The organism is Guyparkeria sp. WRN-7, from assembly GCF_001641825.1.
Classification (GTDB): domain Bacteria; phylum Pseudomonadota; class Gammaproteobacteria; order Halothiobacillales; family Halothiobacillaceae; genus Guyparkeria.
Map to the genome: position 1 here is coordinate 207058 of NZ_LRFH01000003.1, position 24416 is coordinate 231473.

Here is a 24416-nt window from a genome sequence, read left to right on the forward strand (position 1 = left end):
CCGGGACGTGGTGGCCGGAAGATCGGGGGTTTCCCCTGACGTATGTCCTGAGAATAGCTTTTCAACCACCCGCTGTCAGGCTGACGGCAGGGATTCACCTGATTGCCGGGCCGGCAAAAAAACACCCCGGCCGGGGCCGGGGTGTCGGAGTGTCACGGGTGGAGCGTCCCGGCGATCAGTGATCGGAGGACGCCTTGTCGCGCGTCGTGTCCGTCTCCTCGCTCGTCGTCTCGTCGCGGCCGTTGCCGTAGACGATGTACGGCTCGGACTCGTCACGAACCACCGCGCCGTCGACGACGACCTTGTCGACGTTGTTCAGCGACGGCACCTCGTACATGGTGTCGAGCAGGATGTGCTCCATGATCGTGCGCAGGCCGCGTGCGCCGGTGCGGCGACGGATTGCCTTCTTGGCGATCTCGCGCAGCGCATCCTCGCGGAACTCGATCTCGACGTCTTCCATCTCGAACAGGCGCTCGTACTGCTTGGTGAGCGCGTTCTTCGGCTCGGTGAGGATGCGGATCAGGGCGTCCTCGTCGAGCTCGGTCAGCGTGGCGATGACCGGCAGACGACCGATAAACTCGGGGATCAGACCGAAGCGGGTCAGGTCCTCGGACTCGATCTGCGCCATCAGCTCGTCGGTGGCCTTCTGGTCGAGCTCGGACTTCACCTCGGCGGCAAAACCGATACCGCCCTTCTCGACCCGCTGCCGGATGATCTGCTCCAGGCCGGCGAACGCGCCGCCGCAGATGAACAGCATGTTGCTGGTGTCGATCTGGACGAACTCCTGCTGCGGGTGCTTGCGCCCGCCCTGCGGCGGCACCGAGGCGGTCGTCCCCTCGATCATCTTCAGCAGCGCCTGCTGCACGCCCTCGCCGGAGACGTCACGCGTGATCGACGGGTTCTCCGACTTGCGGGTGATCTTGTCGATCTCGTCGATGTAGATGATGCCGTGCTGGGCCTTCTCGACGTCGTAGTCGCAGCGCTGCAGCAGCTTCTGCAGGATGTTCTCGACGTCCTCGCCGACGTAGCCCGCCTCGGTGAGCGTGGTGGCGTCGGCGATCGTGAACGGCACGTCCAGCACGCGGGCGAGCGTCTGGGCCAGCAGAGTCTTGCCCGAGCCGGTCGGGCCGATCAGCAGGATGTTGGACTTCGACAGCTCGACGTCGTCGCCCTCGGCCTCGCGACGGCGCTCGCCGAACAGGTTGAGGCGCTTGTAGTGGTTGTAGACGGCCACCGCCAGCGCGCGCTTGGCGGGCAGCTGGCCGATGACGTACTCGTCGAGCGCCTGGACCAGCTCCTGCGGCGTGGGCAGGCGTTCCGGGCCGCCCTCGGCCTCGCTCTCCACCTCTTCACGCAGGATGTCGTTGCAAAGCTCGACGCACTCGTCGCAGATATAGATGTTCGGACCGGCGATCAGCTTCTTCACCTCGTCCTGGCTCTTGCCACAGAACGAGCAGATCAGATCCTGCGTGTCTTTCGTGTTCTCAGCCATGGCTGTGTTTCGTCGAACCTCTTGGGTCGGGCCTCGCCGGGGTTGCCGGCAGGGCCGTTCGGCCGTGTGGTCACCGGCCGCCGTAGCGCGGCCGGGTGATGCGGACGATCAGTCCGTCCTTAACCGGCCGTCGGGCGGCTGGTGAGCACCTTGTCGACCAGATTGTAGTCACAAGCCTCGTCAGCCGTCATGAAGTTGTCACGATCGGTGTCGCGCTCGAGCTGCTCGAGGCTCTTGCCGGTGTGATGCGACAGGATGCTGTTCAGCCGCTCGCGCAGCTTGATGATTTCCTCGGCGTGGATCTTGATGTCCGAGGCCTGACCCTGGAAGCCGCCGAGCGGCTGGTGGATCATGATGCGCGAGTTCGGCAGCGCGTAGCGCTTGCCTTCCGCCCCGCCGGCCAGCAGGAACGAGCCCATGCTGGCCGCCTGGCCGATGCAGAGCGTCGAGACGTCCGGCTTGATGAACTGCATGGTGTCGTAGATCGCCATGCCGGCGGTGACCACGCCACCCGGCGAGTTGATGTAGAGGTGGATGTCCTTGTCCGGATTCTCCGACTCGAGGAACAGCATCTGGGCGACGATCAGGTTCGCCATGTGATCCTCGATCGGACCGATGACGAAGATCACCCGCTCCTTGAGCAGACGCGAATAGATGTCGTAGGCACGCTCGCCGCGAGAGCTCTGCTCGACGACCATCGGCACCAGCGCGTTCATTTCCGCCTGGCCGCCCCTGTGGCTTTCAAACGCCTCTTTCATTCGTCACCTCGGTATATACGGTTCGGCCGCCTCGAGGGCGGCCAAGATTCCAGTCAGCGATCAGATTACCCGGGATTTCAGCCCTGCGGGTTCATCAGCTCCTTGAAGGGAACCTTCTTCTCGCTGACCTTGGCCTTGCCAAGGATATGCTCGACCGCCTGTTCTTCAAGGACCACGGTGCGGGCGTTGCTCATCATCTGCTGGTCGCCCTTGTAGTGGGCAACGACCTGCTCCGGCTCGTCGTAGGCCGAGGCGATCTCGTTGATGAAGGCTTCGACGCGGTCGTCTTCCGGCTTGAGGTCGGCCTCCTTGACCACCTCCATGATCACCAGACCCATGCGAACACGCTTCTCGGCCTGCTCGTTGAACAGCGACGGGTCGAGCTTGCTGGCGTCGGCCTGCGGCATCTGATTGCGGACGAACTGGTCGCGCATCGACTTGGCCTCTTCCTCGACCAGCGAGGACGGCACGTCGAACTCCAGCGACTCGGTCAGGGCCTCGATGGTGCGATCCTTGTTGCGACGACGCTCGGTCTGCTTGAGCTCGCGCTCCATGTTCTCGCGCACGTCTTCGCGCAGCTTCTCGGCCGAATCGGCACCGAACTTCTTGGCGAATTCCTCGTCGACCTCGGGCAGCACCTGCTCCTCGACCTTGGTCGCCTCGATCTCGAACTCGGCGGTCTTGCCGGCGAGATGCTCGGCCTGGTAGTCCTCCGGGAAGGTCACCTCGATGTTGGCCGGCTTGCCCGGCTTGATGCCCTTCAGGCCCTTCTCGAACTCCGGCAGCATCTGGCCTTCGCCGAGGACCACCTCGACGTCCTCGGCCGAACCGCCCTCGAAGGCCTCGCCGTCGATCTTGCCGACGAAGTTGATGGTGACCTTCTCGCCCTTGCGAGCCATGTGGCGCACGGTCTTCCAGGTGGCGTGCTGCTTGCGCAGGGTGTCGATCATCTCGTCGACGTCCTCGTCACCCACTTCGCTGGTCAGGGTCTCGACCTTGAGCTTGGACATGTCGCCCAGCTCGATCTCCGGGTAGACCTCGACCGCGGCGGTGAACTTGAGATCCTCGCCCTGCTTGTTGTTCTCGATCGCCTCGATGCTCGGCTGACCGGCGACACGCAGATCGTTCTCCTCGACCGCCTTCTGGAAGCTCTGGCCCATGATGTCGCCGATGACGTCGTCACGAACGCGCGCGGCGTACTGCATCCGGATGACCGACAGCGGTGCCTTGCCCGGGCGGAAACCGTCGATGCGCACGCGACCGCGCATGTCCTTCAGGCGCTTCTCGACCTGCTCGTCGATCTCGTTGGCGGGAACTTCGATCGCCAGGCGGCGGGTCAGGCCTTCGGCCGGTTGCAATTCAACCTGCATGGATGCGATACCTCAAAAAAAACGAATGTCTGGATGTTGCTTGTCCCGCCGGCATGCCAGCGGGACACCTAATCGGGATCTGGTGCGAGAGGAGAGACTCGAACTCTCACGCCGTCAGGCGCTGGCACCTAAAGCCAGTGCGTCTACCAATTCCGCCACTCTCGCTAGCTCGGGAACCTCGGCTCCGGCCGAGGGCTCCCTGACAATCAAAGCGCGCCAGTATACCGGAGCCGAGGGCGCGCCCAAAGCTGACCGCCGAATCGCGGCCCACCGGGGACCGGTTCCCTCAGAACGGCATGCCGGGCATGCGGCCCTTCATGGCGCGCATCATCTTCTTCATGCCACCGCCGGAAAGCTTCTTCATCATGTCGCGCATGTCGCGGTACTGCTTGAGCAGCCGGTTGACGTCCTGCACCTGCATGCCCGAGCCGTTCGCGATCCGGCGCTTGCGCGAGCCCTTGATGATGTCGGGGCGCTGACGCTCGCCCGGGGTCATCGAATCGATGATGGCGATCATGCGCTTGATGTCCTTGTCGTCGATGTGCTTCTGCGCATCGGCGCCGAGCTTGCCCATGCCGGGCAGCTTGTCCATCAGACCGCCCATGCCGCCCATCTTGAGCATCTGGTTGAACTGGTCGCGCATGTCCTCGAGCGTGAAGCCCTTGCCGGAACGGACCTTGTCGGCCAGCGCCTTTGCCTTGTCGGCATCGACCGTCTCCTGGGCCTGCTCGACCAGCGAGACCACGTCACCCATGCCGAGGATGCGCGAGGCGATCCGGTCGGGGTGGAACGGCTCAAGGGCGTCCAGTTTCTCGCCCACACCGAGGAACTTGATCGGCTTGCCGGTGACCTGACGGACCGACAGCGCCGCACCGCCGCGGGCATCACCGTCGGCCTTGGTCAGGATCACGCCGGTCAGCGGCAGCTGCTCGTGGAAGGCCTGGGCGGTGTTGGCCGCATCCTGACCGGTCATCGAGTCGACGACGAACAGCGTCTCGACCGGGTCGACCGCGCCGTGGATGCGGGCTACCTCGCCCATCATCTCCTCGTCGACGTGCAGGCGACCCGCGGTATCGACGATCAGGACGTCGTAGAACTTGAGCTCCGCCTCGGCGCGCGCCGCCTTGGCGATCTCGACCGGGTCCTGGTCGCTGGAGGACGGGAAGAAGTCGACGCCGACCTGCTTGGCCACCGTCTCGAGCTGGTCGATCGCCGCCGGACGATAGACGTCCGAGGAGACCACCAGCACCTTCTTTTTCTGGTTCTTCTTCAGCCAGCGGCCGAGCTTGCCCGCCGTGGTGGTCTTGCCCGCACCCTGCAGGCCGGCCATCAGGATGACCGCCGGCGGACGCGCGGCCAGATCGAGCTCGGCGTTCTCCGAGCCCATCAGGCGGGTCAGTTCGTCGTTGACGATCTTGACGAACACCTGGCCCGGCTGGAGGCTCTTGGCCACCTCGGCGCCGACCGCCCGCTCGCGCACGTCCTTGATGAACTCGCGCACCACCGGCAGGGCCACGTCGGCCTCCAGCAGTGCCATGCGCACCTCGCGCAGGGCGTCCTTGATGTTGTCCTCGGTCAGCCGCCCCTGGCCCTTGAGGCCATCGAGCAATCCGCCGAGTCGCTTGGAAAGATTGTCAAACATCGCTTGCCACTCTCGTGCCGTCGCAGCGCCCTTGCGAGCGACCGCCCCTCACGTGCATCAGGAAGCGGCGCGGCTGGCGCGCTTGCGCTCGTTCTCGGTCAGGTGCTTCTTGCGGATCCGGATCGATTCCGGGGTCACCTCGACCAGCTCGTCATCATCGATGAACTCCAGCGCCTGCTCAAGCGTGTAGCGCTCCGGCGGGGTCAGGGTCAGCGCCTCGTCGGTGCCGGCGGCACGGACGTTGGTCAGCTTCTTGCCCTTGAGCACGTTGACGGTCAGGTCGTTGTCGCGGGCGTGGATGCCCACGACCTGGCCCTCGTAGACCTCGTCGCCGTGACCGATCATCAGGCGGCCGCGATCCTGCAGGTTGAACAGGGCGTAGGCCAGAGCCTTGCCGGTGTCCGAGGCGATCAGCACGCCATTGTTGCGCTGGCCGACCATGCCCGGCTGGTACGGACCGTAGTGATCGAACACCGAGAACAGCAGGCCGCTGCCCTGGGTGGCGGTCAGGAACTCGGTACGGAAGCCGATCAGGCCGCGCGACGGGATGATGAACTCGAGGCGGACCCGGCCCTGGCCGTCCGGCTCCATGTTGCGCATCTCGCCACGGCGTTCGCCGATCTTCTCCATCACGCCGCCCTGGTGCTGCTCCTCGATGTCGACGACCAGCTGCTCGTAGGGTTCCTGCTTCTCGCCGTCGACCTCGCGGACGATGACCTCCGGACGCGAGACGCCCAGCTCGTAGCCCTCGCGACGCATGTTCTCGATCAGCACCGACAGGTGCAGCTCGCCGCGACCGGAGACACGGAACTTGTCCGGGTCCTCGAGCTGCTCGACGCGCAGGGCGACGTTGTGGACCAGCTCGCGCTCGAGGCGCTCGCGGATCTGGCGACTGGTGAGGAACTTGCCCTCACGGCCGGCGAACGGCGAGGTGTTGACCTGGAAGGTCATGGAAACGGTCGGCTCGTCGACGGTCAGTGCCGGCAGGGCCTCGACGTTTTCCGGGTCGCAGAGGGTGTCGGAGATGTAGAGCGGATCGATGCCGGAGAAGGCGATGATGTCGCCGGCCTGGGCGGAGTCGACCTCGATGCGATCCAGGCCGTGGAAGCCCATGACCTGCAGGACGCGGCCGTTGCGGACCTCGCCCTCGCGACCAACCACCTTCACCTGCGTGTTGGTCGAAACCTTGCCGCGCTTGACCCGGCCGACGCCGATGACGCCGACGTACGGGTTGTAGTCGAGGCTGGAGACCTGCATCTGGAACGGGCCGTCCGGATCGACATCCGGTGCCGGGACGCGCTCGGCAATCGCCTCGAACAGCGGGGTCATGTCGCCCTCGCGGACGTTCTCGTCGAGGCTGGCGTAACCGTTGAGCGCCGAGGCGTAGACGATCGGGAAGTCGAGCTGGTCGTCGGTCGCACCCAGGCGGTCGAACAGGTCGAACACCTCGTTGATCACCCAGTCCGGACGCGAACCCGGGCGGTCGATCTTGTTGATGACGACGATCGGCTTGAGGCCGTGCTCGAAGGCCTTCTGGGTGACGAAGCGCGTCTGCGGCATCGGGCCGTCGACGGCGTCGACCAGCAGCAGCACCGAGTCGACCATCGACATGACCCGCTCGACCTCGCCGCCGAAGTCGGCGTGCCCAGGGGTGTCGACGATGTTGATGCGCCAGTCCTTGCCCTCGGGCGAGTGCCACTTGATCGCCGTATTCTTGGCCAGGATCGTGATGCCCCGCTCCTTCTCGATCTGGTTCGAGTCCATGACCCGGTCGCCGTGGTCGGCGCGGGCATCGAGGGTGCCGGATTGCTGCAGGAGGCGGTCGACCAGCGTGGTCTTGCCGTGGTCAACGTGGGCGATAATGGCGATATTACGAAGATTGGCGATCACAAAAAACGGTCCAAGGGATTGAAATAAGGGCGCGCAGTATAAACACAATTGCCCTCCGGACCGAGGCAAATCTCGAAATCGACCCTCTAAAGGGCACCTTCCCCGACACCCACCTCTCGACTTGCTCGCCGCCAGCCGGAGATGGACCGAATGACCCGCAGCGTCGACGCCGGAAACCGCCCGCCGGATCAAGGCGCGGCCCCGGCGAGCCCGACCGGCGGGTGGTAGAATCACATCCACATCCACGCAACGAATACGAGGCGCTTCGATGGCCGACCGGCTGGCTTTCACCAAGATGCAGGGACTGGGCAACGACTTCATGGTCGTCGACGCCGTGAGTCGCACGATCCCGGTGGCCGACTGGCTTACGCCCGAGCGCATCCGGTCCTGGGCAGATCGCCATTTCGGCATCGGTTTCGACCAGCTGCTGCTGATCGAGCCGCCGACCGGGCGCCATTCGGACTTCCGCTACCGCATCTTCAACGGCGACGGCAGCGAGGTGGAACAGTGCGGCAACGGTGCGCGCTGCTTTGCCCGGTTCGTCGCCGAACGCGGCCTGACCGACCGGCGCGAAATCCGCGTGCAGACCGCCGGCGGCCCGATCGTGCTGCACCTGACCGACGACGGTCAGGTGCGCGTCGACATGGGCCGGCCGCGCTTCGTCCCGGAAGAGATCCCCTTCAAGCCTCCAGTGACCGCGACCGGCTCGCCGTACACGCTGATGCTCAGCGGCCGGCCCGGCGGGCTGGACCAGGTCACGCTCGAGGCCGTCTCGATGGGCAATCCGCATGCCGTGATCCAGGTCGACGACGTCGACGCCTTCCCGGTCGAGTCGGTCGGCCCGGTGGTCGAGTCCTACCCGGCCTTCCCGCGACGGGTCAACGTCGGCTTCGTCGAACAGCGGGCGCCGGATCACATCCGCCTGCGGGTGTTCGAGCGCGGCGCCGGCGAGACACTGGCCTGCGGCACCGGTGCCTGCGCGGCCGTGGCCGCCGGCATCCGTGCCGGCCGCCTGAAGGCACCCTGCCGGGTTGACCTGCAAGGCGGCACGCTGAGCGTCGACTGGACGGGCAATGAAGCCGATGCCCTGTTCATGACCGGCCCGGCCGAATTCGTCTTCGATGGCGAGATCGGCATCGACCCGGCCGAGTAACTCCGGCCGAGGATTGCCGCCACCGCGGGTCCGGAGTAAGGTGGAGCAAACGCCCGGAGAGGCGCTTGCTAACCGGAATCCACAACCCGGAACCAACCCCACGGAAACCGCCAAGGGAAATCGCATGAACGAGAACGCGGCCCTCGAACTTGCCGACACGGATGCCAACACCGACTCGGAGGGGGAAAAACTCTCCGCCGACGCGGTACTCGACTACCTCCGGAACCATCCGGAACTGTTCCTCGATCACCCGGATATCCTCGATGCCGTCGAGCTGCCGGGACCGCCACAGCCGATCGTCTCGCTGCACCACTGGCAGCTGCGCCGCTGGCGCCATCGCGCCCTGCGTCAGCAGAGCGCACTCGACCAGCTCCACCAGGTGGCCGCCGACAATGCCGAGGCCGACCGCCTACTGCACCGCTTCTGCCAGACACTGCTGGGCGCAGCCGACCGCTCCAGCGCCACCCTGGAACGACTGATCAATCAAACCTTCGAGGTCGATGCCTGCCGCGTCGTGCCGGTGAACGAACTGGACGGCGAAACCCGCGGTCTGCTCGCGGGCTGGCTGGACAACCCGCTGCCGCACTGCGGCCGCATTCACGACACGGTCCGCGAAACCCTGTTCGGCGACCGCCTGCCCCAGACCGGTTCGGCCGCCCTGATCGCGGTCCCTGCCGCCCCGGCGTCTGCCGACCGGCATGTCGTCGCCCTCGGCCGGCGCCTGCCCGACGGCTTCAACCCGGCCCAGGGCACGCACTTTCTCGAGCAGATCGGCGAGCTGGCCGGCGCCTTCCTCGGCCTGTCGACCGCCCGCGACGACAGCTGACCCGCCCATGGGCACCGCCCCGCTGACCACGGCCTTCGACCGGGCCGGCGAGGCGCTCGCCGCAGACCACCGGCTAAACCCGCTCACCCGCAAGGCCTATCAGGCCTCGTGGGCACGGTTTCGCCGTTACCTCGACGAAAGCGACGTGGTCACGACCGAGGCGATCGACGATCGCTGCCTGCGCCGTTTCCTCGCTCAACTCTCCCGCGACGACCAGTCGCCCCGTTCCATCGCCCGCCACGTCAGTGCGCTCAAGCGCCTGCTGCGCTTCTGGCAACGGCTCGAGATCCCGTTTGCCGCCGACCCGCTGCTGCTCAAGGCGCCGCGCGCGCCGCGACGCCTGCCCGATGCCCCGGATATCGAAACGGTGACGCGTCTGCTCGAGGACACCCCGGCCACCCGGGCGGACAGCCAGGCCTCGCCGGCAACCCGGGAGAAGGACGCGATCCGCGCGGCGCGCGACCACTGCCTGTTCGAGTGGCTATACGGCAGCGGCCTGCGCCTGGCCGAGCTGGTCGCGCTGGACATCACCGACATCGATCTCGCCGCCGGCCAGGCACGCGTGACCGGCAAGCGCGACAAGACCCGCATCGTGCCGGTGGGACGCGAGGCCGCCCGGGCCATGCGCGACTGGCTGTCCCACCGTCGGGCATGGGACCGTCACGGGACGCCGGCGGTCTTCATCAGCGACCGCGGCCGGCGTCTGTCCGCCCGCTCGGTGCAGCTGCGCCTCAACCGCGCCAGCCGCCGGGCCGGCCTGGATGCCCCGCTGCACCCGCACCAGCTCAGGCATGCCTTCGCCACGCACGTGCTCGAATCCTCGGGCGACCTGCGCGCCGTCCAGGAGATGCTCGGCCACGAGAGCCTGACGACCACGCAGATCTACACCCATCTCGACTTCCAGCACCTGATGAGCGTCTACGAACGCGCCCATCCGCGCGCCGCCCGACGTGACGATCACGCCGAGCCGCCCGCCGACGATCAGGGTTGAAAACCCGGCCGGTCGCCTACACTGTCCTCCTTCCGGGCACCCCGGCCGCCCCCGGCATCGGGCCGGCACGGCGCCCGTGACCGACTCGCCCCACAACCAATCGGACCGACCCATATTCCATGGCTCATCACGACGAAACCCTCTACGGCACCACCATCCTCTGCCTGCGCAAGAACGGCCAGACCGTCATCGGCGGCGACGGCCAGGTCACGCTCGGCCACACCGTGGTCAAGGGCAACGCGCGCAAGGTACGCACGCTCTACAACGGCCAGGTGCTCGCCGGTTTCGCCGGCGCGACCGCGGACGCCTTCACCCTGTTCGAGCGCTTCGAGGCCAAGCTGGAGAAGTACAGCGGCAACCTGCTGCGTTCGGCAGTGGAACTGGCCAAGGACTGGCGCACCGACCGCATGATGCGTCGACTCGAGGCGATGCTGGTGGTTGCCGACCGTGACGCCATGCTCACCATCAGCGGCAACGGCGACGTGATCGAGCCGGAGGATTCGCTGATCGCGATCGGCTCGGGCGGCGCCTACGCCCAGTCGGCGGCCACGGCCCTGATGCGCCACTCCGAGCTCCCCGCCCGGGAGACGGTGGAAACCGCGCTGCACATCGCCGGCGACATCTGCATCTACACCAATCACAAGCTCACCATCGAAGAACTCGACTGATGAACCTGACACCCGCACAGATCGTCTCGGAACTCGACAAGCACATCGTCGGCCAGCATGCCGCCAAGAAGGCGGTGGCCATCGCGCTCAGAAACCGCTGGCGTCGTCAGCAGGTCGACGAACCGCTCAAGAGCGAGATCACACCGAAGAACATCCTGATGATCGGCCCGACCGGCGTGGGCAAGACCGAGATCGCCCGCCGACTGGCCAAGCTCGCCAACGCCCCGTTCCTCAAGATCGAGGCGACCAAGTTCACCGAGGTGGGTTACGTCGGCCGCGACGTGGAATCGATGATCCGCGATCTCGCCGAGTACGCACTGAAGATGGTGCGCCAGGAGGCCATGGCCGAGGTCAAGGACCGCGCCCGTGTCGCCGCCGAGGACCGCGTGCTCGATGCCCTGCTTCCCGCCCCGCGCGATCCGTGGCAGAGCGACGACAGCCACGGCCAGGAGGCCTACCGCAGCACGCGCGAGAAATTCCGCGACAAGATTCGCCGCGGCGAGCTCGACGAGCGCGAGGTGGAAATCGAGTTGCGCCAGGCACCGGCCGGCATCGACGTGATGACCCCGCCGGGCATGGAGGAAATGGCCAGCCAGCTGCGCTCGGTATTCCAGAACATGGGCCAGGACAAGACCCAGAGCCGCCGCATGACGGTGGCCGAGGCCCTGTCCGCCCTGACCGAGGAAGAGGCGGCGAACCTCGTCAATGAGGAGGAGATCCGCACCGAGGCCGCCGAACGCGTCGAGCAGAACGGCATCGTCTTCATCGACGAGATTGACAAGGTTGCCAAGCGCGCCGAGCACGGCGGCGGCGAGGTCTCCCGCGAGGGCGTCCAGCGCGACATGCTGCCGCTGATCGAGGGCTCGACCGTCAACACCAAGGTGGGCATGGTGCGCACCGACCACATCCTGTTCATCGCCTCGGGCGCCTTCCACGTCGCCAGCCCCTCGGACCTGATCCCGGAGCTGCAGGGTCGCCTGCCGATCCGCGTCGAGCTCGAGGCACTGACCAGCGGCGACTTCGTCCGCATCCTGACCGAACCGGATGCCGCCCTGACACGCCAGCACATCGCCCTGCTGTCCGCCGACGGCCTGTCGATCGATTTCACCGACGATGCCATCCGCCGGATCGCCGAGATCGCCTACGAGGTGAACCACCGCACCGAGAACATCGGCGCGCGGCGCCTGCATACGGTCATGGAGCACCTGCTCGAGGAGCTGAGCTTCGAGGCCGACGGCGATTCCAAGACTCTGACACTGGACGCCGACTTCGTCGAGGAGCGCCTGGGCGAGCTGGCGCGCGACGAGGACCTGAGCCGTTACATCCTGTAAGCCGAGGTACGACATGGCAGCCAATCACCCCGCCCCGCGGCAGATCCGTCTGGGCAAGGATCGCCGCTCGCTGAGCGTCGTCTTCCCGGACGGAGCCGCCTTCGATCTCGCCGCCGAGTACCTGCGCGTCTTCAGCCCCTCGGCCGAGGTGCGCGGTCACGGCGGCGGCGAGATGATGCTGGTGCTCGGCAAGGAGAAGGTCAAGCTCACCGACGTGCAACCCGTCGGCCGTTACGCGGTCAAACTCGTCTTCGATGACGGCCACGATTCCGGCCTGTACGACTGGGGGCTGCTGCGCGAGCTGGGCGAGCAGCGCGAGGCGAACTGGACGTATTATCTCGAGCGGCTGGCGTCCGCCGGTATCGAACGCGACCCGGACCGCGAGGAACCGGCCGCGCCGTACGATGTATTATCGTCATCGGATCCGGCCAAGCCGGAGTGATTTACGTCCCCGTTTTCCGAGAAGAGAGCCGACCATGACCGAGAAGACGCACTTTGGCTACCGGGAAGTCCCCCGCGAGGAAAAGTCCCGGCTGGTGGGGTCGGTCTTCGATTCGGTGGCGGGTCGCTACGACCTGATGAACGACGCGATGTCGTTCGGCATCCATCGCTTGTGGAAGCGAATCGCGCTGGAATACACCGGCCTCAAGCGCGGCGGGCAGGCGCTCGATCTCGCCTCGGGCACCGGCGATCTGGCCGCGCGGATGGCGCGCATCGTCGGCGATACCGGCCTGGTGGTGCTCTCGGACATCAACGCCAGCATGCTCTCGATCGGCCGCGAGAAGCTCGACGAGCAGGGCATCTTCAACAATGTCGAGTACGGCCTGGCCAACGCCGAGGCCCTGCCCTTCGAAAGCAACCGCTTCGACTGCGTGACCATCGGCTTCGGCCTGCGCAACGTCACCGACAAGGCGCGTGCGCTCGCCGAGATGGCCCGCGTGGTCAAGCCCGGCGGCCGGGTGGTCATCCTCGAGTTCTCCAAGCCGACCAGCCCGCTGGTCGAGCGCGTCTACGACGCCTATTCGTTCTCCGCGTTGCCGGTGATGGGCAAGCTCTTGGCCAATGATGCCGACAGCTATCGCTACCTGGCCGAGTCGATCCGCATGCACCCGGATCAGGAGACGCTCGAGCAGATGATGCTCGACAACGGCTTCGATCACGTCGACGTCCACAATCTCACCTTCGGGGTGGTGGCCATCCACGTGGGCTTAAAGTTTTGACGACCCCGTCGGGAAAGCGCGGGATCGGCCGCTGGCTGATCCCGCTCCTCGGCGTGAGCGCATTGTTCGCCGCGCCGCTTGGCTGGTGGATCCAGACCTGGACGCCGGGGGAGCCTCCGGCGCGCCTGGCTGCCATCGACGTGGCCGAGAGCTTCAAGCGCACCCCGCAGCTCACCCAGGTGAGCGACCGGGGCGTATTGCGCGTCGCCACCCTGATCGAGCCCACCCTCTATATCCCGGACAGCTATCGGCCGCAGGGGCTGGAGTACGACCTTACCGGGCGTTTCGCCGAGCGTCTCGGGGTCGAGGTGGAATACGTGGTCGTGCCCAGCATCGATGCGGCGTACGAAGCGGTGGCGGAGAACCGGGTCGACCTGGCGGCGGCCGGCCTGGCGATCGATCCGGTACGCCAGGAGCGCTTCGTCTTCAGCCCGCCCTACCTCACCGTTAGCCGCAAGCTCATTCACGCGGCAGACCTGCCCACCCCGGCCGATCTCGCCGACATCGCCGGGCTGACGGTCGCGGTACCGGCCGGGTCGGCAAGCCAGGCCTGGCTCGAGCGCATCGGCAAGCAGGCAGACGCCGTGCCGGTCACCATCGAGGAACGTCAGGACAAGCTCGCCATCCTCGAGGGCATCCGCCGTGGCGACATCGACTACGCCCTGACGCTCTCGCACACCGCCCTGCTCGCCCACAAGCTCACGGATGAGGTCGTGGTCGGCCCGATCGTCGGCCCGCCCGTGTCGCTCGCCTGGGCCTTCTCCCGCGAAGCCGACGATTCGCTCCTCAGGGCCGCCCGACGCTTCTTCGCCGAGGTTCGCAGCGACCAGCGGCTGCGGGCCCTGGTCGACCGGCACTACGCCCAGTTCGAACGGCTCGACGAGTCGCTCTCGCGTCGCTTCCTGAGGGATCTCGAGACACGTGCCCGACCCTACCTGCGCACCTTCCGACGTGCCGGCGAGCGCTACGAGATCGACTGGCGTCTGCTCGCCTCGGTGGGCTACCAGGAATCCAAGTGGCGACCGGATGCGGTTTCCCACCAGGGCGCCTATGGCCTGATGCAGATCGTCCTGCCAACGGCGCGCGACTTGGGACTGAGCAACCCGTCCAACCCGACCGCCAACATCATGGCGGGCGCCAAGTACATCGACCAGCTGCGTGACCTGGTGCCGGTCGAAGCGACCGAGCCCGATCGCACCTATCTGGCACTGGCCGCCTACAACGTCGGCATCGGCCACCTCAACGATGCCCTCGAACTCACGAAGCGTCAGGGTGCCGATCCCACCCAGTGGGCCCACGTTCGTGAACGGCTACCGCAACTCTCCGACCCTGCCATCTACCGCGAGATGCGCTACGGCTATGCCCGCGGCAGCGAGACGGTCAACTACGTGGAAAACATTCGCGCCTTCCATGACCTGATGATCTGGGTGGCGACCCGGGAGGACCTGCTTGCCGCACGGCAGTGACCGGAAACAAGCCCCCGGAACGTGAAAAAGGCCCGTGACCGCTCGGCGGCACGGGCCTTTCTTGATCGGGTCTTTGCTGACCGCTTCCTCAGGCCGGCTCAGAGTCCGGCGACGATCGTCTCCAGCGCCTTGCCCGGCGCCTCGGCTGCGGTGATCGGCCGACCGATCACCAGGCTGGTCGCCCCGGCGCTCAATGCCTCGGCCGGCGTCACCACGCGCCGCTGGTCGTCGCGGGCACTGCCGGCCGGGCGGACCCCGGGCGTGACGACGAGACCGTCCTCGCCCGGGAACACCGCCCGCATCGTTGCCGCTTCATGCGCCGAGCAGACCACGCCGTCCAGACCGGTGTCGGCCGTCAGGCGTGCCAGGAGCTCGACCTGAGCCGCGGCCCCGCCGTCCACACCGATCTCGGCGAGATCGGTGTCCTCCATCGAGGTCAGCACCGTCACGGCGATCAGCCCCGGTGCATCCGTCGAGGCGGGGATCGCCTCACGGGCGGCCTCGAGCATGCGTCGACCGCCGCTGGCGTGAACGTTCACCAAGGCGACGTCCAGTTCCGCGGCCGCACGGCAGGCCTGGGCCACTGTGTTGGGGATGTCGTGGAACTTGAGGTCGAGGAAGACCGGGAATCCTCGTTCGCGGGCCCACTCGACCACTCTGGGACCGAGGGCCGTGAACGCCTCCTTGCCGATTTTGATCCCGCACAGCGAGGGATTCAGTTCGGCAAGCAGGGAGCGGATGCGCACCTCGTCGGCGGCGTCCAGCGCCACGTAGATACGCGGCTGGGAGCGGTGCCGGGCCATCTCAGTCGCTCAGCTTCACGGCCGCGTTGACCCGCTCGCGCAATTCCTTGCCCGGCTTGAAGTGCGGCACGTACTTGGCCCCCAGCGAGACGGTCTCGCCGGTCTTGGGGTTGCGCCCCAGACGCGGACGGCGGTAGTTGAGCGAGAAGCTGCCGAAGCCGCGGATCTCGATCCGCTCGCCGGCGCTCAACGCGTCCATCATCTCGTCGAGCATCAGCCGTACCGAGGTCTCGATGTCGCGCACGGGCAGGTACTGCTGGCGATCTGCCAGCCGTTCGATCAGTTCCGACTTGGTCATCGGTCAAAACCCCCAATCGGCGTGTCCCGGCCGGGACACGCATCTGAATTCGGTCGGGTGCTCGGACTGACCGAGCCACCCACAAAAAACGCCATCACGTTGGATGGCGTTTTCCAGGCTCAAACGAACCGGATTACTCGGACTTGCCGAGCTGTTCCTTGAGCAGGTCACCCAGAGTCGGCGAGGAGGTGGACGGCTGCTTGCTCAGCTCTTCCATTGCCTCGGCTTCCTCGGCGTGATCCTTGGCGCGGATCGACAGGCTGATCATGCGGTTCTTGCGATCGATACCCATGAACTTGGCCTCGACTTCCTCGCCTTCCTTCAGGACGGTGCGGGCGTCGTCGATGCGCTCGCGAGCGATGTCGGAAGCACGGATGTAGCCTTCGATGCCTTCGGCCAGCTCGACTACGCCACCGCGTGCGTCAACCTCACGCAGCGTGCCCTTGACGATGCTGCCCTTCGGGTTCTCGGCCGCCCAGTTGGACAGCGGATCGTCCTCGAGCTGCTTGAGGCCCAGGGAGATACGCTCGCGCTCCGGATCGATGGCGATGACGACCGCCTCGAGCTCCTCGCCCTTCTTGAACTGGCGAACGGCTTCTTCGCCCGGCTCGCTCCAGGACAGGTCGGAGAGGTGAACCAGACCGTCGATGCCGCCTTCCAGGCCGATGAAGATGCCGAAGTCGGTGATCGACTTGATCTGACCGACGACCTTGTCGCCCTTGGTGTGCGACGCGGCGAAGGCGTCCCACGGGTTCGGCTGGCACTGCTTCATGCCCAGCGAGATGCGGCGGCGATCCTCGTCGATGTCCAGGATCATCACCTCGACCTCGTCGCCGACGTTGACCAGCTTGCCCGGGTTGACGTTCTTGTTGGTCCAGTCCATCTCGGAGACGTGTACCAGACCCTCGACGCCATCCTCGATCTCGACGAAGCAGCCGTAATCGGTGATGTTGGTGACCTTGCCGAACAGACGGGTGGAGGTCGGGTAACGACGGGAGATGTCGTTCCACGGATCCTCGCCCAGCTGCTTGAGGCCCAGCGAAACGCGGTTGCGCTCGCGGTCGAACTTCAGCACCTTGACGTCGATCTCGTCGCCGATGTTGACCATCTCGGACGGATGCTTGACGCGCTTCCACGCCATGTCGGTGATGTGCAGCAGGCCGTCGATGCCGCCGAGGTCCAGGAACGCACCGTAGTCGGTGAGGTTCTTGACGATACCTCGGAGGACCATGCCTTCCTGCAGCTGCTCGAGCAGCGCTTCGCGCTCGGCGCTGTACTCTTCCTCGACAACCGCGCGGCGGGAAACGACCACGTTGTTGCGGCGCTGGTCGAGCTTGATGATCTTGAACTCGATGTCCTTGCCTTCGAGATACGTGGTATCCCGGATCGGGCGGACGTCGACCAGCGAGCCCGGCAGGAACGCGCGGACGTCGCCAAGCTCGACGGTAAAGCCGCCCTTGACCTTGCCGGAAATGCGGCCGGTGACGATCTCGTCTGCCTCGAAAGCCTTCTCCAGCTTCTTCCAGGCGCGGGCACGCAGGGCCTTCTCGCGCGACAGGCGGGTCTCGCCGAAGCCGTCTTCGACCGCGTCGAGCGCGACCTCGACCTCGTCACCGATACCGATGTTGACTTCGCCGTTCTCGTCACGGAACTGGTCGGTCGGGATGATCCCTTCCGATTTCAGGCCGGCATCGACGGTGACGTAGTCGTCGTTGATGTCCACGACCTTGCCGTAGACGATCGAGCCCGCCTGCATGACGGCATTCTGGAGGCTTTCTTCAAAAAGCTGGGCAAAACTTTCAGACATTAATCCGCATTTCCAAAGGGTTGACGACTGGACGTTCCAAAAGCTGTCCGTCGTGGTAAAAAAACACTGGCGTATCCGGTCCCTGGGTTTGCCAGACTTACGGGTTGATGACCGGGCGACATTGCCCGCACAAAAACACGAGTCAACGGCCCCGCCGGGTCGCTACGCGTCCTGATCGGCGAGCCGATCCTGGATGTAGCGCCACAGCGTGGCCTCCACCTCGTCGATGGAAAGATCGCTGGAATCAACGACTAACGCATCCTCGGCCGGGCGCAGCGGCGCGACCGATCGATTGCGATCCCGCTCATCCCGTTGGCGGATCTCCTCGACGAGGGCGGTAAAACTAGCATCGAATCCATTCTCGATCAACTGCTTATAACGCCGATCAGCCCGAACCTCGGCGCTGGCATCGAGAAAGATCTTCGCCGGCGCGTCCGGGAACACCACCGTGCCCATGTCGCGGCCGTCCGCGACCAGCCCGGGCGCCTTGGCAAAGTCGCGCTGGCGTTGCAGCAGCGCCTCGCGGACCTCGGGGCGGGCAGCGATCTGCGAGGCGATCGCGCCGGTGGTCTCGGTGCGCAGTTCGCGACTGACGTTCTCGTCATTGAGAAAGACATTGCCCTCCTCGTCGAAGCGGCAGGCGAGGTGGCGGGCGATGTCGACGATCTCGGCGGCCTGCGGCGCCAGACCAGCCTGCTGACTGGCCAGCGCGGTCAGTCGATACAGCGCGCCGGAATCGAGCATGCCGAAGCCCAGGCGCACGGCCAACCGACGCGCGACGGTGCCCTTGCCGGAACCGCTGGGACCATCGATGGTGATGACGGGGACCATGGAACCTCCTAAAGCGAAAAGTCAGTGACGCGACAGCTCGAGGCAGCCGCCCAGGCGGTTGAACAGCTCCGCAAAGCCGGGGAACGAGGTCTCGACGAACTGGCAGTCGTGGATGGTGATCTCGCCGCGCGCCTTCAACCCAGCGACCGCGAAGGCCATCGCGATGCGGTGGTCGCCCTGGGCGTAGATGGTGGCCGAACCGAACGGCTGCGGCTCGCCGCGCCCCTCGATGACCATGCCGTCTTCCGTCGGGGTGGCATCGACGCCCAGCTTCTGCAGGCCGTCGGCCATCACGGCGATGCGGTCGGACTCCTTGACGCGCAGTTCCTCGGCACCGGTGAGCACGGTCCGCCCCTTGGCGCAGGCCGCGGCGACGAAAATCACCGGGAATTCGTCGATCGCCAGCGGCACCAGCGCCTCGTCGATCTCGATGCCGTGGAGCTCGGCGCTCTTGACCCTCAGGTCGCCGACCGGCTCGCCGCCGACCTCGCGGCGATTCTCGATGCGGATGTCCGCGCCCATTGCCTTGAGGATGTCGATCACCCCGATACGGGTGGGGTTGAGACCGACGTGGGTCAGCACGACCTCGGAGCCCGGCAGGATGCTCGCTGCGACCAGGAAGAAGGCCGCGGAGGAGATATCCGCCGGGACTTCCAACTCGCGACCGACCAGACGACGCTCGGCCGGGTCGGCCTGCTCGATGCAGACCTGGCCGCCCTCGCGCACGACGTCCACACCGAGGCCGGAGAGCATGCGCTCGGTATGGTCGCGCGTCGGCGCCGGCTCGGTCACGCAGGTACGCCCTTCGGCATACAGGCCGGCGAGCAGCACGCAGGACTTCACCTGCGCGCTGGCCATCGGCATCGCGTAGTCGATCGCCTTCAGCGCCTGACCGCCATGGATCTTGAGCGGCGAACGGCCTTCCGGGCCCGACTCGATCCGCGCACCCATGACGGTCAGCGGGTCGATCACGCGTTTCATCGGCCGGCGCGACAGCGAGGCATCGCCCTCGAGCACTGTGTCGAAGGCCTGACCGGCGAGAATGCCGGACATCAAGCGCATCGAGGTGCCGGAGTTGCCCACGTACAGCGGCTTTTCGGGTGCCTTGAGCCCGTGCAGCCCCACGCCCTCGATGGTCACCCGACCTTCGACGGGATCGCTGATCGACACGCCCATCGCGCGGAAGCAGCGCAGCGTGTTGAGGCTGTCCTCGCCCTCGAGAAAACCGCTCACCTCGGTGGTGCCCTCGGCAAGCGAACCGAACATGATCGAGCGGTGCGAGATCGACTTGTCGCCCGGCACACGCGCCTCGCCCTCGAGGGACTGGGCGGCGGTGCTGCGGAACGTCAGGGGAGCGGTGTCATGAGCTGCGGTCATGGCGCGGTTATCCGGAAGTTGGGGAAAATGGGTTGCTCGGCGCGGGACGCCCGCGACATCAGTCGGCCTTCTTGCCGGCCTCGTCGAGCGCGGCCGCCGGGTAAAGCGCATCGCGCACGGCCTTGGCCTCGGAAAAATAGCCTTCGATCGCCTCGCCATCACCCGTGGCGAGCATGTCGTGCAGTCCGTCCAGCTCGGCGCGGTAGTGGTCGAGCATCAGCAGGATCTCGTCGCGGTTGTCGAGACAGATGTCGCGCCACATCACCGGGTCGGAACTGGCGATGCGGGTGAAGTCGCGAAAACCGCCGGCGGCGTAGCGGAACACCTCGTAGCGCTCGGCCAGCCGGGCGAGCGAGGAAACCATGGCGAAGGCAGCGGCATGCGGCAGGTGCGAGGTCGCGGCGAGGACGTGATCGTGGTGCGCAACGTCGAGCTGTTCGACCCGCGCCCCGGTTGCCGTCCACATCGCCTCGATGCGCGCGACGTCCTCGGCACGGTTTTCCTCGATCGGCGTCAGGATCACACGGTGGCCACGGTAGAGGTCCGCCGTCGCCGCCTCGGGGCCACTGCGCTCGCGCCCGGCGATCGGGTGGCCCGGCACGAAGCGCGCCAGCTGATCGGCCGACAGCTGCGCCCGCGCCCGCTCGACCACGGCACCCTTGACGCTGCCGCCGTCGGTGATCAGGGCGTCGTCCGGCAGGACACCGCCCAGCTCGCCGAGCACCGCGTCCATCGCCTTGACCGGCGTGGCAAGAAAGACGAGATCCGCGCCCTCGACCGCCTCGGCAATCGAGTCGGCCGGCCGGTCGATCAGGCCGCGGCGTTCGGCGGCCAGCCGGGTCTCGAGGCGCCGGGCATAGCCGACCACCTCGCCCACCTCGCCGCGCTCGCGCAGGGCAAGCGCCAGCGAGCCACCGATCAGGCCGGTGCCGATCAGTGCCAGGCGACGGAACATCATGGTGAGGCATCCTCGTCGGAAAGGCGTTCGAGCACCCGCTCGAGCGCCTCGATGGCCCGCGCGTTCTGCGCCTCGGTGCCGATGGTGATGCGCAGCGCCTGTGACAGACCCCCGCAGGCCTGCATGCCACCGAGCGGGCGCACGATCACGCCCTCGCGCAGCAGCGCCTCGAAGACGCGGGCCGCGGCGAACGGCGTGATCACGGTGATGAAGTTCGCCCGGCTGGGCACGGTCTGCCAGCCGCGCGCCTCGGCTGCCCTTTGCCACTGCGCCAGCCCGGTACGGTTCACCGCACGACTCTCGGCAATGAACTTGCCGTCATCGAGGGCCGCCTCGGCGGCGCGCAGGGCGAGCGCGTTGACGTTGAACGGGTGGCGGACGCGGTCGAGCAGGCTTGCGATCGCCGGATCGCTCACCGCGAAGCCCACTCGCAGGGCCGCCAGACCGAAGATCTTGGAGAAGGTCCGCGTCACCACGAGATTCGGGTAGTGCGCCAGCAGCTCGAGGCCGTCGGGGAAGGCCGGGTCGTCGACGTATTCCGTGTAGGCCTCGTCGAGCACCACGATCACCTCCGCGGGCACCGCGTCGAGCATGGCGCGCAGCTCGGCGGCCTCGACCCAGGTGCCGGTGGGGTTATTCGGATTGGCCAGAAACAACACCCGGGTGCGCTCGTCGACCGCCGCGGCCATCGCCTCGAGATCGGCCCCGAAGGGCATCTCGGGATCATCGGCGGGTCGGGCCGGCACCACCTTCGCCTCGGCACCGGCCGCCTGGGTGGCGAGCGCGTAGACGGCGAAGGCGTGCTGGGAGAACACCGCGTTGACGCCCGGCTCTAGGTAGGCGCGCGCGACCAGCTCGAGGACATCGTTCGAGCCGTTGCCCAGCGTGATCTGCTCGGGCTGCACGTCATAGTGCTCGCCGATGGCCCGCTTGAGGTGGAAACCGCTGCCGTCGGGGTAGACGTGCAGGTCGGCGATGCCTTCGTGCAACGCCTCGATCGCGCGCGGAGACGGACCCAGCGGGTTCTCGTTCGATGCGAGCTTGATCACCTCGCTGATGCCGTACTCGCGGGCGACCTCCTCGGCCGGCTTGCCCGGCACGTAGGGGCTGATCGCCTCGACGCACTCGCGGGCGCGCCCGGCGGCCGGCCCGTTCGGAGCCTCTGCCATCACTCGCCTCCCGGGTGGCCGATCACCGGCACCGGGTAGGAACCCAGCACTCGCAACTGGCCACAGTGCGGACGCAGTTGCTCGAGCGCCGCGGCGACCTTGGGGTCGTCGCGGTGGCCGGCGATGTCGATGAAGAACACGTAGTCCCAGACCCGGTCGCGCGCCGGGCGCGACTCGATCCGCATCACGTCGATGCCCGCCTCCGACAGCGGCACCAGCAGCCGTGACAGCGCGCCCGGCTCGTTGGTCACCGAGAGCAGCAACGCGGTCTTGTCATTGCCCGAAGCGGCGATCGGCTCGCGGCCGAGCACGGCGAAGCGGGTGGTGTTCTGGACGTTGTCCTGGATGTTCGACGCCCGCACCACCAGGCCGTGACGCTCGGCGGCGAAGGCCGGCCCCACGGCGAAGACCTCGGGGTCGCGCGCTGCCTGCTGCGCCGCGGCACTGTTGCTGGCGACGGCCATTCGTTCGACACCGGGGAAGTGCGCATCCAGCCATTCGCGGCACTGCGCGAGCGACTGGGCGTGCGACACGATCACGCGCGGCGTGTCTGCCGCCTCCGGGTGCGCCATCAGCTGCTGGTCGATCCGCAGCGCGACTTCACCGCAGAGCAGCAGGTCGCTGCCGGCGAGCGAATCGAGCGTCACCGAGACACTGCCCTCGGTCGAGTTCTCCAGCGGCACCACGCCGTAGTCGACGCTGCCGGCGGCAACCGCGCGGAACACCTCCGGGATGCCCGGCTCGAACCGCAGCTGTCCGCCGTGGCCGAAGGCCTCGACCGCGGCCAGCTCGGAGAACGTCCCTGACGGGCCGAGAGTAGCGATCGCCAGCGGCCGCTCGTGGGCGAGACAGGCCGACATGATCTCGCGGAACAGCCAGGCAACGGTGTCGTCGTCCAGCGGGCCGGGGTTGAGTTCGCGGATGCGCGACAGCACCTGCGCCTCGCGCTCCGGCCGGTAGAAGGACTGCCCGGGCCGATGGTCGGGGTCGCGCTCCTTAATCAACGCGACCTGCTCGGCCAGGCGCGCACGCTGGCTGAGCAGGTCGAGTATCTGCCGATCGATCGAGTCGATCAGCCCGCGGACCTCGTCCAGGCTCTCGGGCAGTGCCGCCTTCGCGGCGTTGGCATCAGTGCCGCCCATGGCCTCGAACGATGATCAGAGCAGACGCAGGCGCAAAACGCCGTCGATCGCCGCGAGCTCGTCGCGGGTCTCGGCCGGCACTTCGCGGTCGACGTCCAGCAGCGTGTAGGCGACCTGGTCGCGCGACTCGTTGACCAGGTGCTCGATGTTCACGCCGGCCTTGCCGAGGATGTGCGAGATCTGGCCGACCATGTCCGGACGGTTGAGGTTGGCGATCGCGATGCGCTGCGCACCGGAACGGGCCATCTGGACGTGCGGCATGTTCACCGAGTTCTTGATGTTGCCGTTCTCGATGTAGTCGCGCACCTGGTCGGCGACCATGATCGCGCAGTTGTCCTCGGCCTCGTCGGTGGACGCACCCAGGTGCGGCAGGGTCAGGCACTTCGGATGGTTCTTGGTCGCGTTGCTCGGGAAGTCGCAGACGTAGGACAGCGCCTTGCCGTTGTCGAGCGCATCGATCATGTCCTGCTCGTTGACGATGCCGTCACGGGCGAAGTTGAGGACCACGCAGTTGTCCTTCATGAACGCCAGACGCTCGGCGTTGATCAGGTCCTTGGTCTGCTCCATCAGCGGCACGTGCAGGGAAACGAAGTCGGCCTTGGCCAGCACTTCGTCGACGCTGCCCGCCTGGTGGACGTCCGGGGACAGCTCCCAGGCGCGCTCGACGCTGATGCCCGGGTCGAAGCCGATCACGCGCATGCCGAGCGCCTTGGCCGAGTTGGCCACGCGCACGCCGATCGCGCCCAGGCCGATGATGCCCAGGGTGCGGCCCGGCAGCTCGAAGCCCTTGAAGTTCTTCTTGCCGGCTTCCGTCGCCTTGTGGATCTCCTCGTCGGAGCCCTCGAGATTACGGGCGAAGTCCCAGGCCGGGCCGATGTTGCGGATCGACATCAGCATGCCGGCGATGACCAGCTCCTTGACCGCGTTGGCGTTTGCGCCCGGGGCGTTGAAGACCACCACACCCTTGTCGGTCATGCGGTCGACCGGGACGTTGTTCACGCCGGCGCCGGCACGGCCGATGGCCAGCAGCGACTCCGGCAGGTCCATGTCGTGCATCTTGGCCGAGCGGACCAGGATGGCATCGGCGTCGTTCAGCTCGGCGCCGATGTCGTACTGGTCGTTCGGCAGGCGCTCGAGGCCCTTGTTGGAGATGGCATTGAGAGTGTGAATCTTGTACATGACGGATTCCTTGAAAACGGGTGTCTTGCGGTCAGGCGAGCGGGG

At 66.7% G+C, this 24416-nt stretch carries 22 protein-coding genes and 1 tRNA gene; 8 read left to right on the forward strand and 15 right to left on the reverse strand.

The window, feature by feature from the left end; all coding sequences use genetic code 11:
* Positions 1–175: 175 nt before the first annotated feature.
* From clpX to typA, 6 genes are all read right to left on the reverse strand, one after another.
* On the reverse strand, positions 176–1492 hold the full coding sequence (gene clpX / locus AWR35_RS02370; protein ID WP_058574355.1) for an ATP-dependent Clp protease ATP-binding subunit ClpX: 1317 nt from the start codon (positions 1490–1492) through the stop codon (positions 176–178).
* 119 nt (positions 1493–1611) lie between these two features.
* The gene (clpP, locus tag AWR35_RS02375) at positions 1612–2250 is read right to left on the reverse strand and encodes an ATP-dependent Clp endopeptidase proteolytic subunit ClpP (RefSeq protein WP_197408107.1); all 639 of its coding nucleotides are present in this window, start codon (positions 2248–2250) and stop codon (positions 1612–1614) included.
* A gap of 77 nt (positions 2251–2327) precedes the next feature.
* Positions 2328–3620 (reverse strand): trigger factor, encoded by a 1293-nt coding sequence (gene tig, locus AWR35_RS02380; RefSeq protein ID WP_058574356.1) that lies wholly within the window; start codon positions 3618–3620, stop codon positions 2328–2330.
* Positions 3621–3700: 80 nt separating this feature from the next.
* Positions 3701–3785 (reverse strand) — tRNA-Leu (locus AWR35_RS02385).
* 121 nt (positions 3786–3906) lie between these two features.
* Entirely contained in the window at positions 3907–5262 is a 1356-nt protein-coding gene (gene ffh / locus AWR35_RS02390) for a signal recognition particle protein (RefSeq protein WP_058574357.1), read from the reverse strand.
* Positions 5263–5319: 57 nt separating this feature from the next.
* Positions 5320–7152, reverse strand: coding sequence for a translational GTPase TypA (typA, locus tag AWR35_RS02395; protein ID WP_058574358.1), 1833 nt, complete (start codon positions 7150–7152; stop codon positions 5320–5322).
* Between the two features lie 268 nt (positions 7153–7420).
* On the opposite strand from typA, the gene dapF reads away from it, so the two are divergent.
* The 8 genes from dapF to mltF all read left to right on the forward strand — a co-directional run bounded on the left by dapF (position 7421) and on the right by mltF (position 14807).
* A complete protein-coding gene (dapF, locus tag AWR35_RS02400) occupies positions 7421–8305 on the forward strand; it encodes a diaminopimelate epimerase (RefSeq protein WP_058574359.1) in 885 nt (294 codons plus the stop codon).
* Positions 8306–8429: 124 nt separating this feature from the next.
* Positions 8430–9131 (forward strand): DUF484 family protein, encoded by a 702-nt coding sequence (locus AWR35_RS02405; RefSeq protein ID WP_058574360.1) that lies wholly within the window; start codon positions 8430–8432, stop codon positions 9129–9131.
* Positions 9132–9138: 7 nt separating this feature from the next.
* On the forward strand, positions 9139–10122 hold the full coding sequence (locus AWR35_RS02410) for a tyrosine recombinase XerC (RefSeq protein ID WP_058574361.1): 984 nt from the start codon (positions 9139–9141) through the stop codon (positions 10120–10122).
* A gap of 119 nt (positions 10123–10241) precedes the next feature.
* Positions 10242–10790, forward strand: coding sequence for an ATP-dependent protease subunit HslV (gene hslV / locus AWR35_RS02415; RefSeq protein ID WP_058574362.1), 549 nt, complete (start codon positions 10242–10244; stop codon positions 10788–10790).
* Positions 10787–12121 (forward strand): ATP-dependent protease ATPase subunit HslU, encoded by a 1335-nt coding sequence (gene hslU / locus AWR35_RS02420; RefSeq protein ID WP_282096947.1) that lies wholly within the window; start codon positions 10787–10789, stop codon positions 12119–12121. The genes hslV and hslU overlap by 4 nt, the downstream gene beginning before the upstream one ends.
* Before the next feature lie 13 nt (positions 12122–12134).
* Positions 12135–12563, forward strand: coding sequence for a DUF971 domain-containing protein (locus AWR35_RS02425; RefSeq protein ID WP_058574364.1), 429 nt, complete (start codon positions 12135–12137; stop codon positions 12561–12563).
* Positions 12564–12597: 34 nt separating this feature from the next.
* Positions 12598–13341, forward strand: a complete 744-nt coding sequence (gene ubiE, locus AWR35_RS02430; protein ID WP_058574365.1) for a bifunctional demethylmenaquinone methyltransferase/2-methoxy-6-polyprenyl-1,4-benzoquinol methylase UbiE — start codon at positions 12598–12600, stop codon at positions 13339–13341.
* Positions 13338–14807 carry a membrane-bound lytic murein transglycosylase MltF gene (mltF, locus tag AWR35_RS02435; RefSeq protein ID WP_058574366.1) on the forward strand — a complete coding sequence of 490 codons (1470 nt, stop codon included), beginning with the start codon at positions 13338–13340 and terminating at the stop codon, positions 14805–14807. Before ubiE ends, mltF begins: the two co-directional genes overlap by 4 nt.
* A 98-nt stretch (positions 14808–14905) precedes the next feature.
* Here the strand turns inward: mltF and pyrF are convergent, their stop codons facing one another.
* The 9 genes from pyrF to AWR35_RS02480 all read right to left on the reverse strand — a co-directional run bounded on the left by pyrF (position 14906) and on the right by AWR35_RS02480 (position 24371).
* Positions 14906–15610, reverse strand: a complete 705-nt coding sequence (gene pyrF / locus AWR35_RS02440; protein ID WP_058574367.1) for an orotidine-5'-phosphate decarboxylase — start codon at positions 15608–15610, stop codon at positions 14906–14908.
* 1 nt (position 15611) lies between these two features.
* The gene (locus AWR35_RS02445; RefSeq protein WP_058574368.1) at positions 15612–15908 is read right to left on the reverse strand and encodes an integration host factor subunit beta; all 297 of its coding nucleotides are present in this window, start codon (positions 15906–15908) and stop codon (positions 15612–15614) included.
* A 133-nt stretch (positions 15909–16041) separates the two neighbouring features.
* Positions 16042–17715 (reverse strand): 30S ribosomal protein S1, encoded by a 1674-nt coding sequence (gene rpsA, locus AWR35_RS02450; RefSeq protein ID WP_058574369.1) that lies wholly within the window; start codon positions 17713–17715, stop codon positions 16042–16044.
* A gap of 162 nt (positions 17716–17877) precedes the next feature.
* Positions 17878–18546, reverse strand: a complete 669-nt coding sequence (cmk, locus tag AWR35_RS02455) for a (d)CMP kinase (RefSeq protein WP_058574370.1) — start codon at positions 18544–18546, stop codon at positions 17878–17880.
* A 21-nt stretch (positions 18547–18567) separates the two neighbouring features.
* Entirely contained in the window at positions 18568–19923 is a 1356-nt protein-coding gene (gene aroA, locus AWR35_RS02460) for a 3-phosphoshikimate 1-carboxyvinyltransferase (RefSeq protein ID WP_058574371.1), read from the reverse strand.
* 58 nt (positions 19924–19981) lie between these two features.
* Positions 19982–20878 (reverse strand): prephenate dehydrogenase/arogenate dehydrogenase family protein, encoded by an 897-nt coding sequence (locus AWR35_RS02465; protein WP_058574420.1) that lies wholly within the window; start codon positions 20876–20878, stop codon positions 19982–19984.
* On the reverse strand, positions 20878–22050 hold the full coding sequence (gene hisC, locus AWR35_RS02470; RefSeq protein ID WP_058574372.1) for a histidinol-phosphate transaminase: 1173 nt from the start codon (positions 22048–22050) through the stop codon (positions 20878–20880). Before hisC ends, AWR35_RS02465 begins: the two co-directional genes overlap by 1 nt.
* Positions 22050–23192 (reverse strand): prephenate dehydratase, encoded by a 1143-nt coding sequence (gene pheA / locus AWR35_RS02475; protein ID WP_058574373.1) that lies wholly within the window; start codon positions 23190–23192, stop codon positions 22050–22052. Before pheA ends, hisC begins: the two co-directional genes overlap by 1 nt.
* Before the next feature lie 15 nt (positions 23193–23207).
* Positions 23208–24371 carry a 3-phosphoglycerate dehydrogenase family protein gene (locus tag AWR35_RS02480; RefSeq protein WP_058574374.1) on the reverse strand — a complete coding sequence of 388 codons (1164 nt, stop codon included), beginning with the start codon at positions 24369–24371 and terminating at the stop codon, positions 23208–23210.
* Positions 24372–24416: the final 45 nt, after the last annotated feature.

Coding starts and splice junctions, on each gene's coding strand:
- rpsA (WP_058574369.1), bottom strand. CDS start 17,715: ATGTCTGAAAGTTTTGCCCAGCTTTTTGAAGAAAGCCTCCAGAATGCC.
- AWR35_RS02410 (WP_058574361.1), top strand. CDS start 9,139: ATGGGCACCGCCCCGCTGACCACGGCCTTCGACCGGGCCGGCGAGGCG.
- AWR35_RS02425 (WP_058574364.1), top strand. CDS start 12,135: ATGGCAGCCAATCACCCCGCCCCGCGGCAGATCCGTCTGGGCAAGGAT.
- tig (WP_058574356.1), bottom strand. CDS start 3,620: ATGCAGGTTGAATTGCAACCGGCCGAAGGCCTGACCCGCCGCCTGGCG.
- AWR35_RS02405 (WP_058574360.1), top strand. CDS start 8,430: ATGAACGAGAACGCGGCCCTCGAACTTGCCGACACGGATGCCAACACC.
- hslV (WP_058574362.1), top strand. CDS start 10,242: ATGGCTCATCACGACGAAACCCTCTACGGCACCACCATCCTCTGCCTG.
- AWR35_RS02465 (WP_058574420.1), bottom strand. CDS start 20,878: ATGTTCCGTCGCCTGGCACTGATCGGCACCGGCCTGATCGGTGGCTCG.
- dapF (WP_058574359.1), top strand. CDS start 7,421: ATGGCCGACCGGCTGGCTTTCACCAAGATGCAGGGACTGGGCAACGAC.
- AWR35_RS02445 (WP_058574368.1), bottom strand. CDS start 15,908: ATGACCAAGTCGGAACTGATCGAACGGCTGGCAGATCGCCAGCAGTAC.
- pyrF (WP_058574367.1), bottom strand. CDS start 15,610: ATGGCCCGGCACCGCTCCCAGCCGCGTATCTACGTGGCGCTGGACGCC.
- ubiE (WP_058574365.1), top strand. CDS start 12,598: ATGACCGAGAAGACGCACTTTGGCTACCGGGAAGTCCCCCGCGAGGAA.
- cmk (WP_058574370.1), bottom strand. CDS start 18,546: ATGGTCCCCGTCATCACCATCGATGGTCCCAGCGGTTCCGGCAAGGGC.
- clpX (WP_058574355.1), bottom strand. CDS start 1,492: ATGGCTGAGAACACGAAAGACACGCAGGATCTGATCTGCTCGTTCTGT.
- hisC (WP_058574372.1), bottom strand. CDS start 22,050: ATGGCAGAGGCTCCGAACGGGCCGGCCGCCGGGCGCGCCCGCGAGTGC.
- AWR35_RS02480 (WP_058574374.1), bottom strand. CDS start 24,371: ATGTACAAGATTCACACTCTCAATGCCATCTCCAACAAGGGCCTCGAG.
- clpP (WP_197408107.1), bottom strand. CDS start 2,250: ATGAAAGAGGCGTTTGAAAGCCACAGGGGCGGCCAGGCGGAAATGAAC.
- ffh (WP_058574357.1), bottom strand. CDS start 5,262: ATGTTTGACAATCTTTCCAAGCGACTCGGCGGATTGCTCGATGGCCTC.
- aroA (WP_058574371.1), bottom strand. CDS start 19,923: ATGACCGCAGCTCATGACACCGCTCCCCTGACGTTCCGCAGCACCGCC.
- pheA (WP_058574373.1), bottom strand. CDS start 23,192: ATGGGCGGCACTGATGCCAACGCCGCGAAGGCGGCACTGCCCGAGAGC.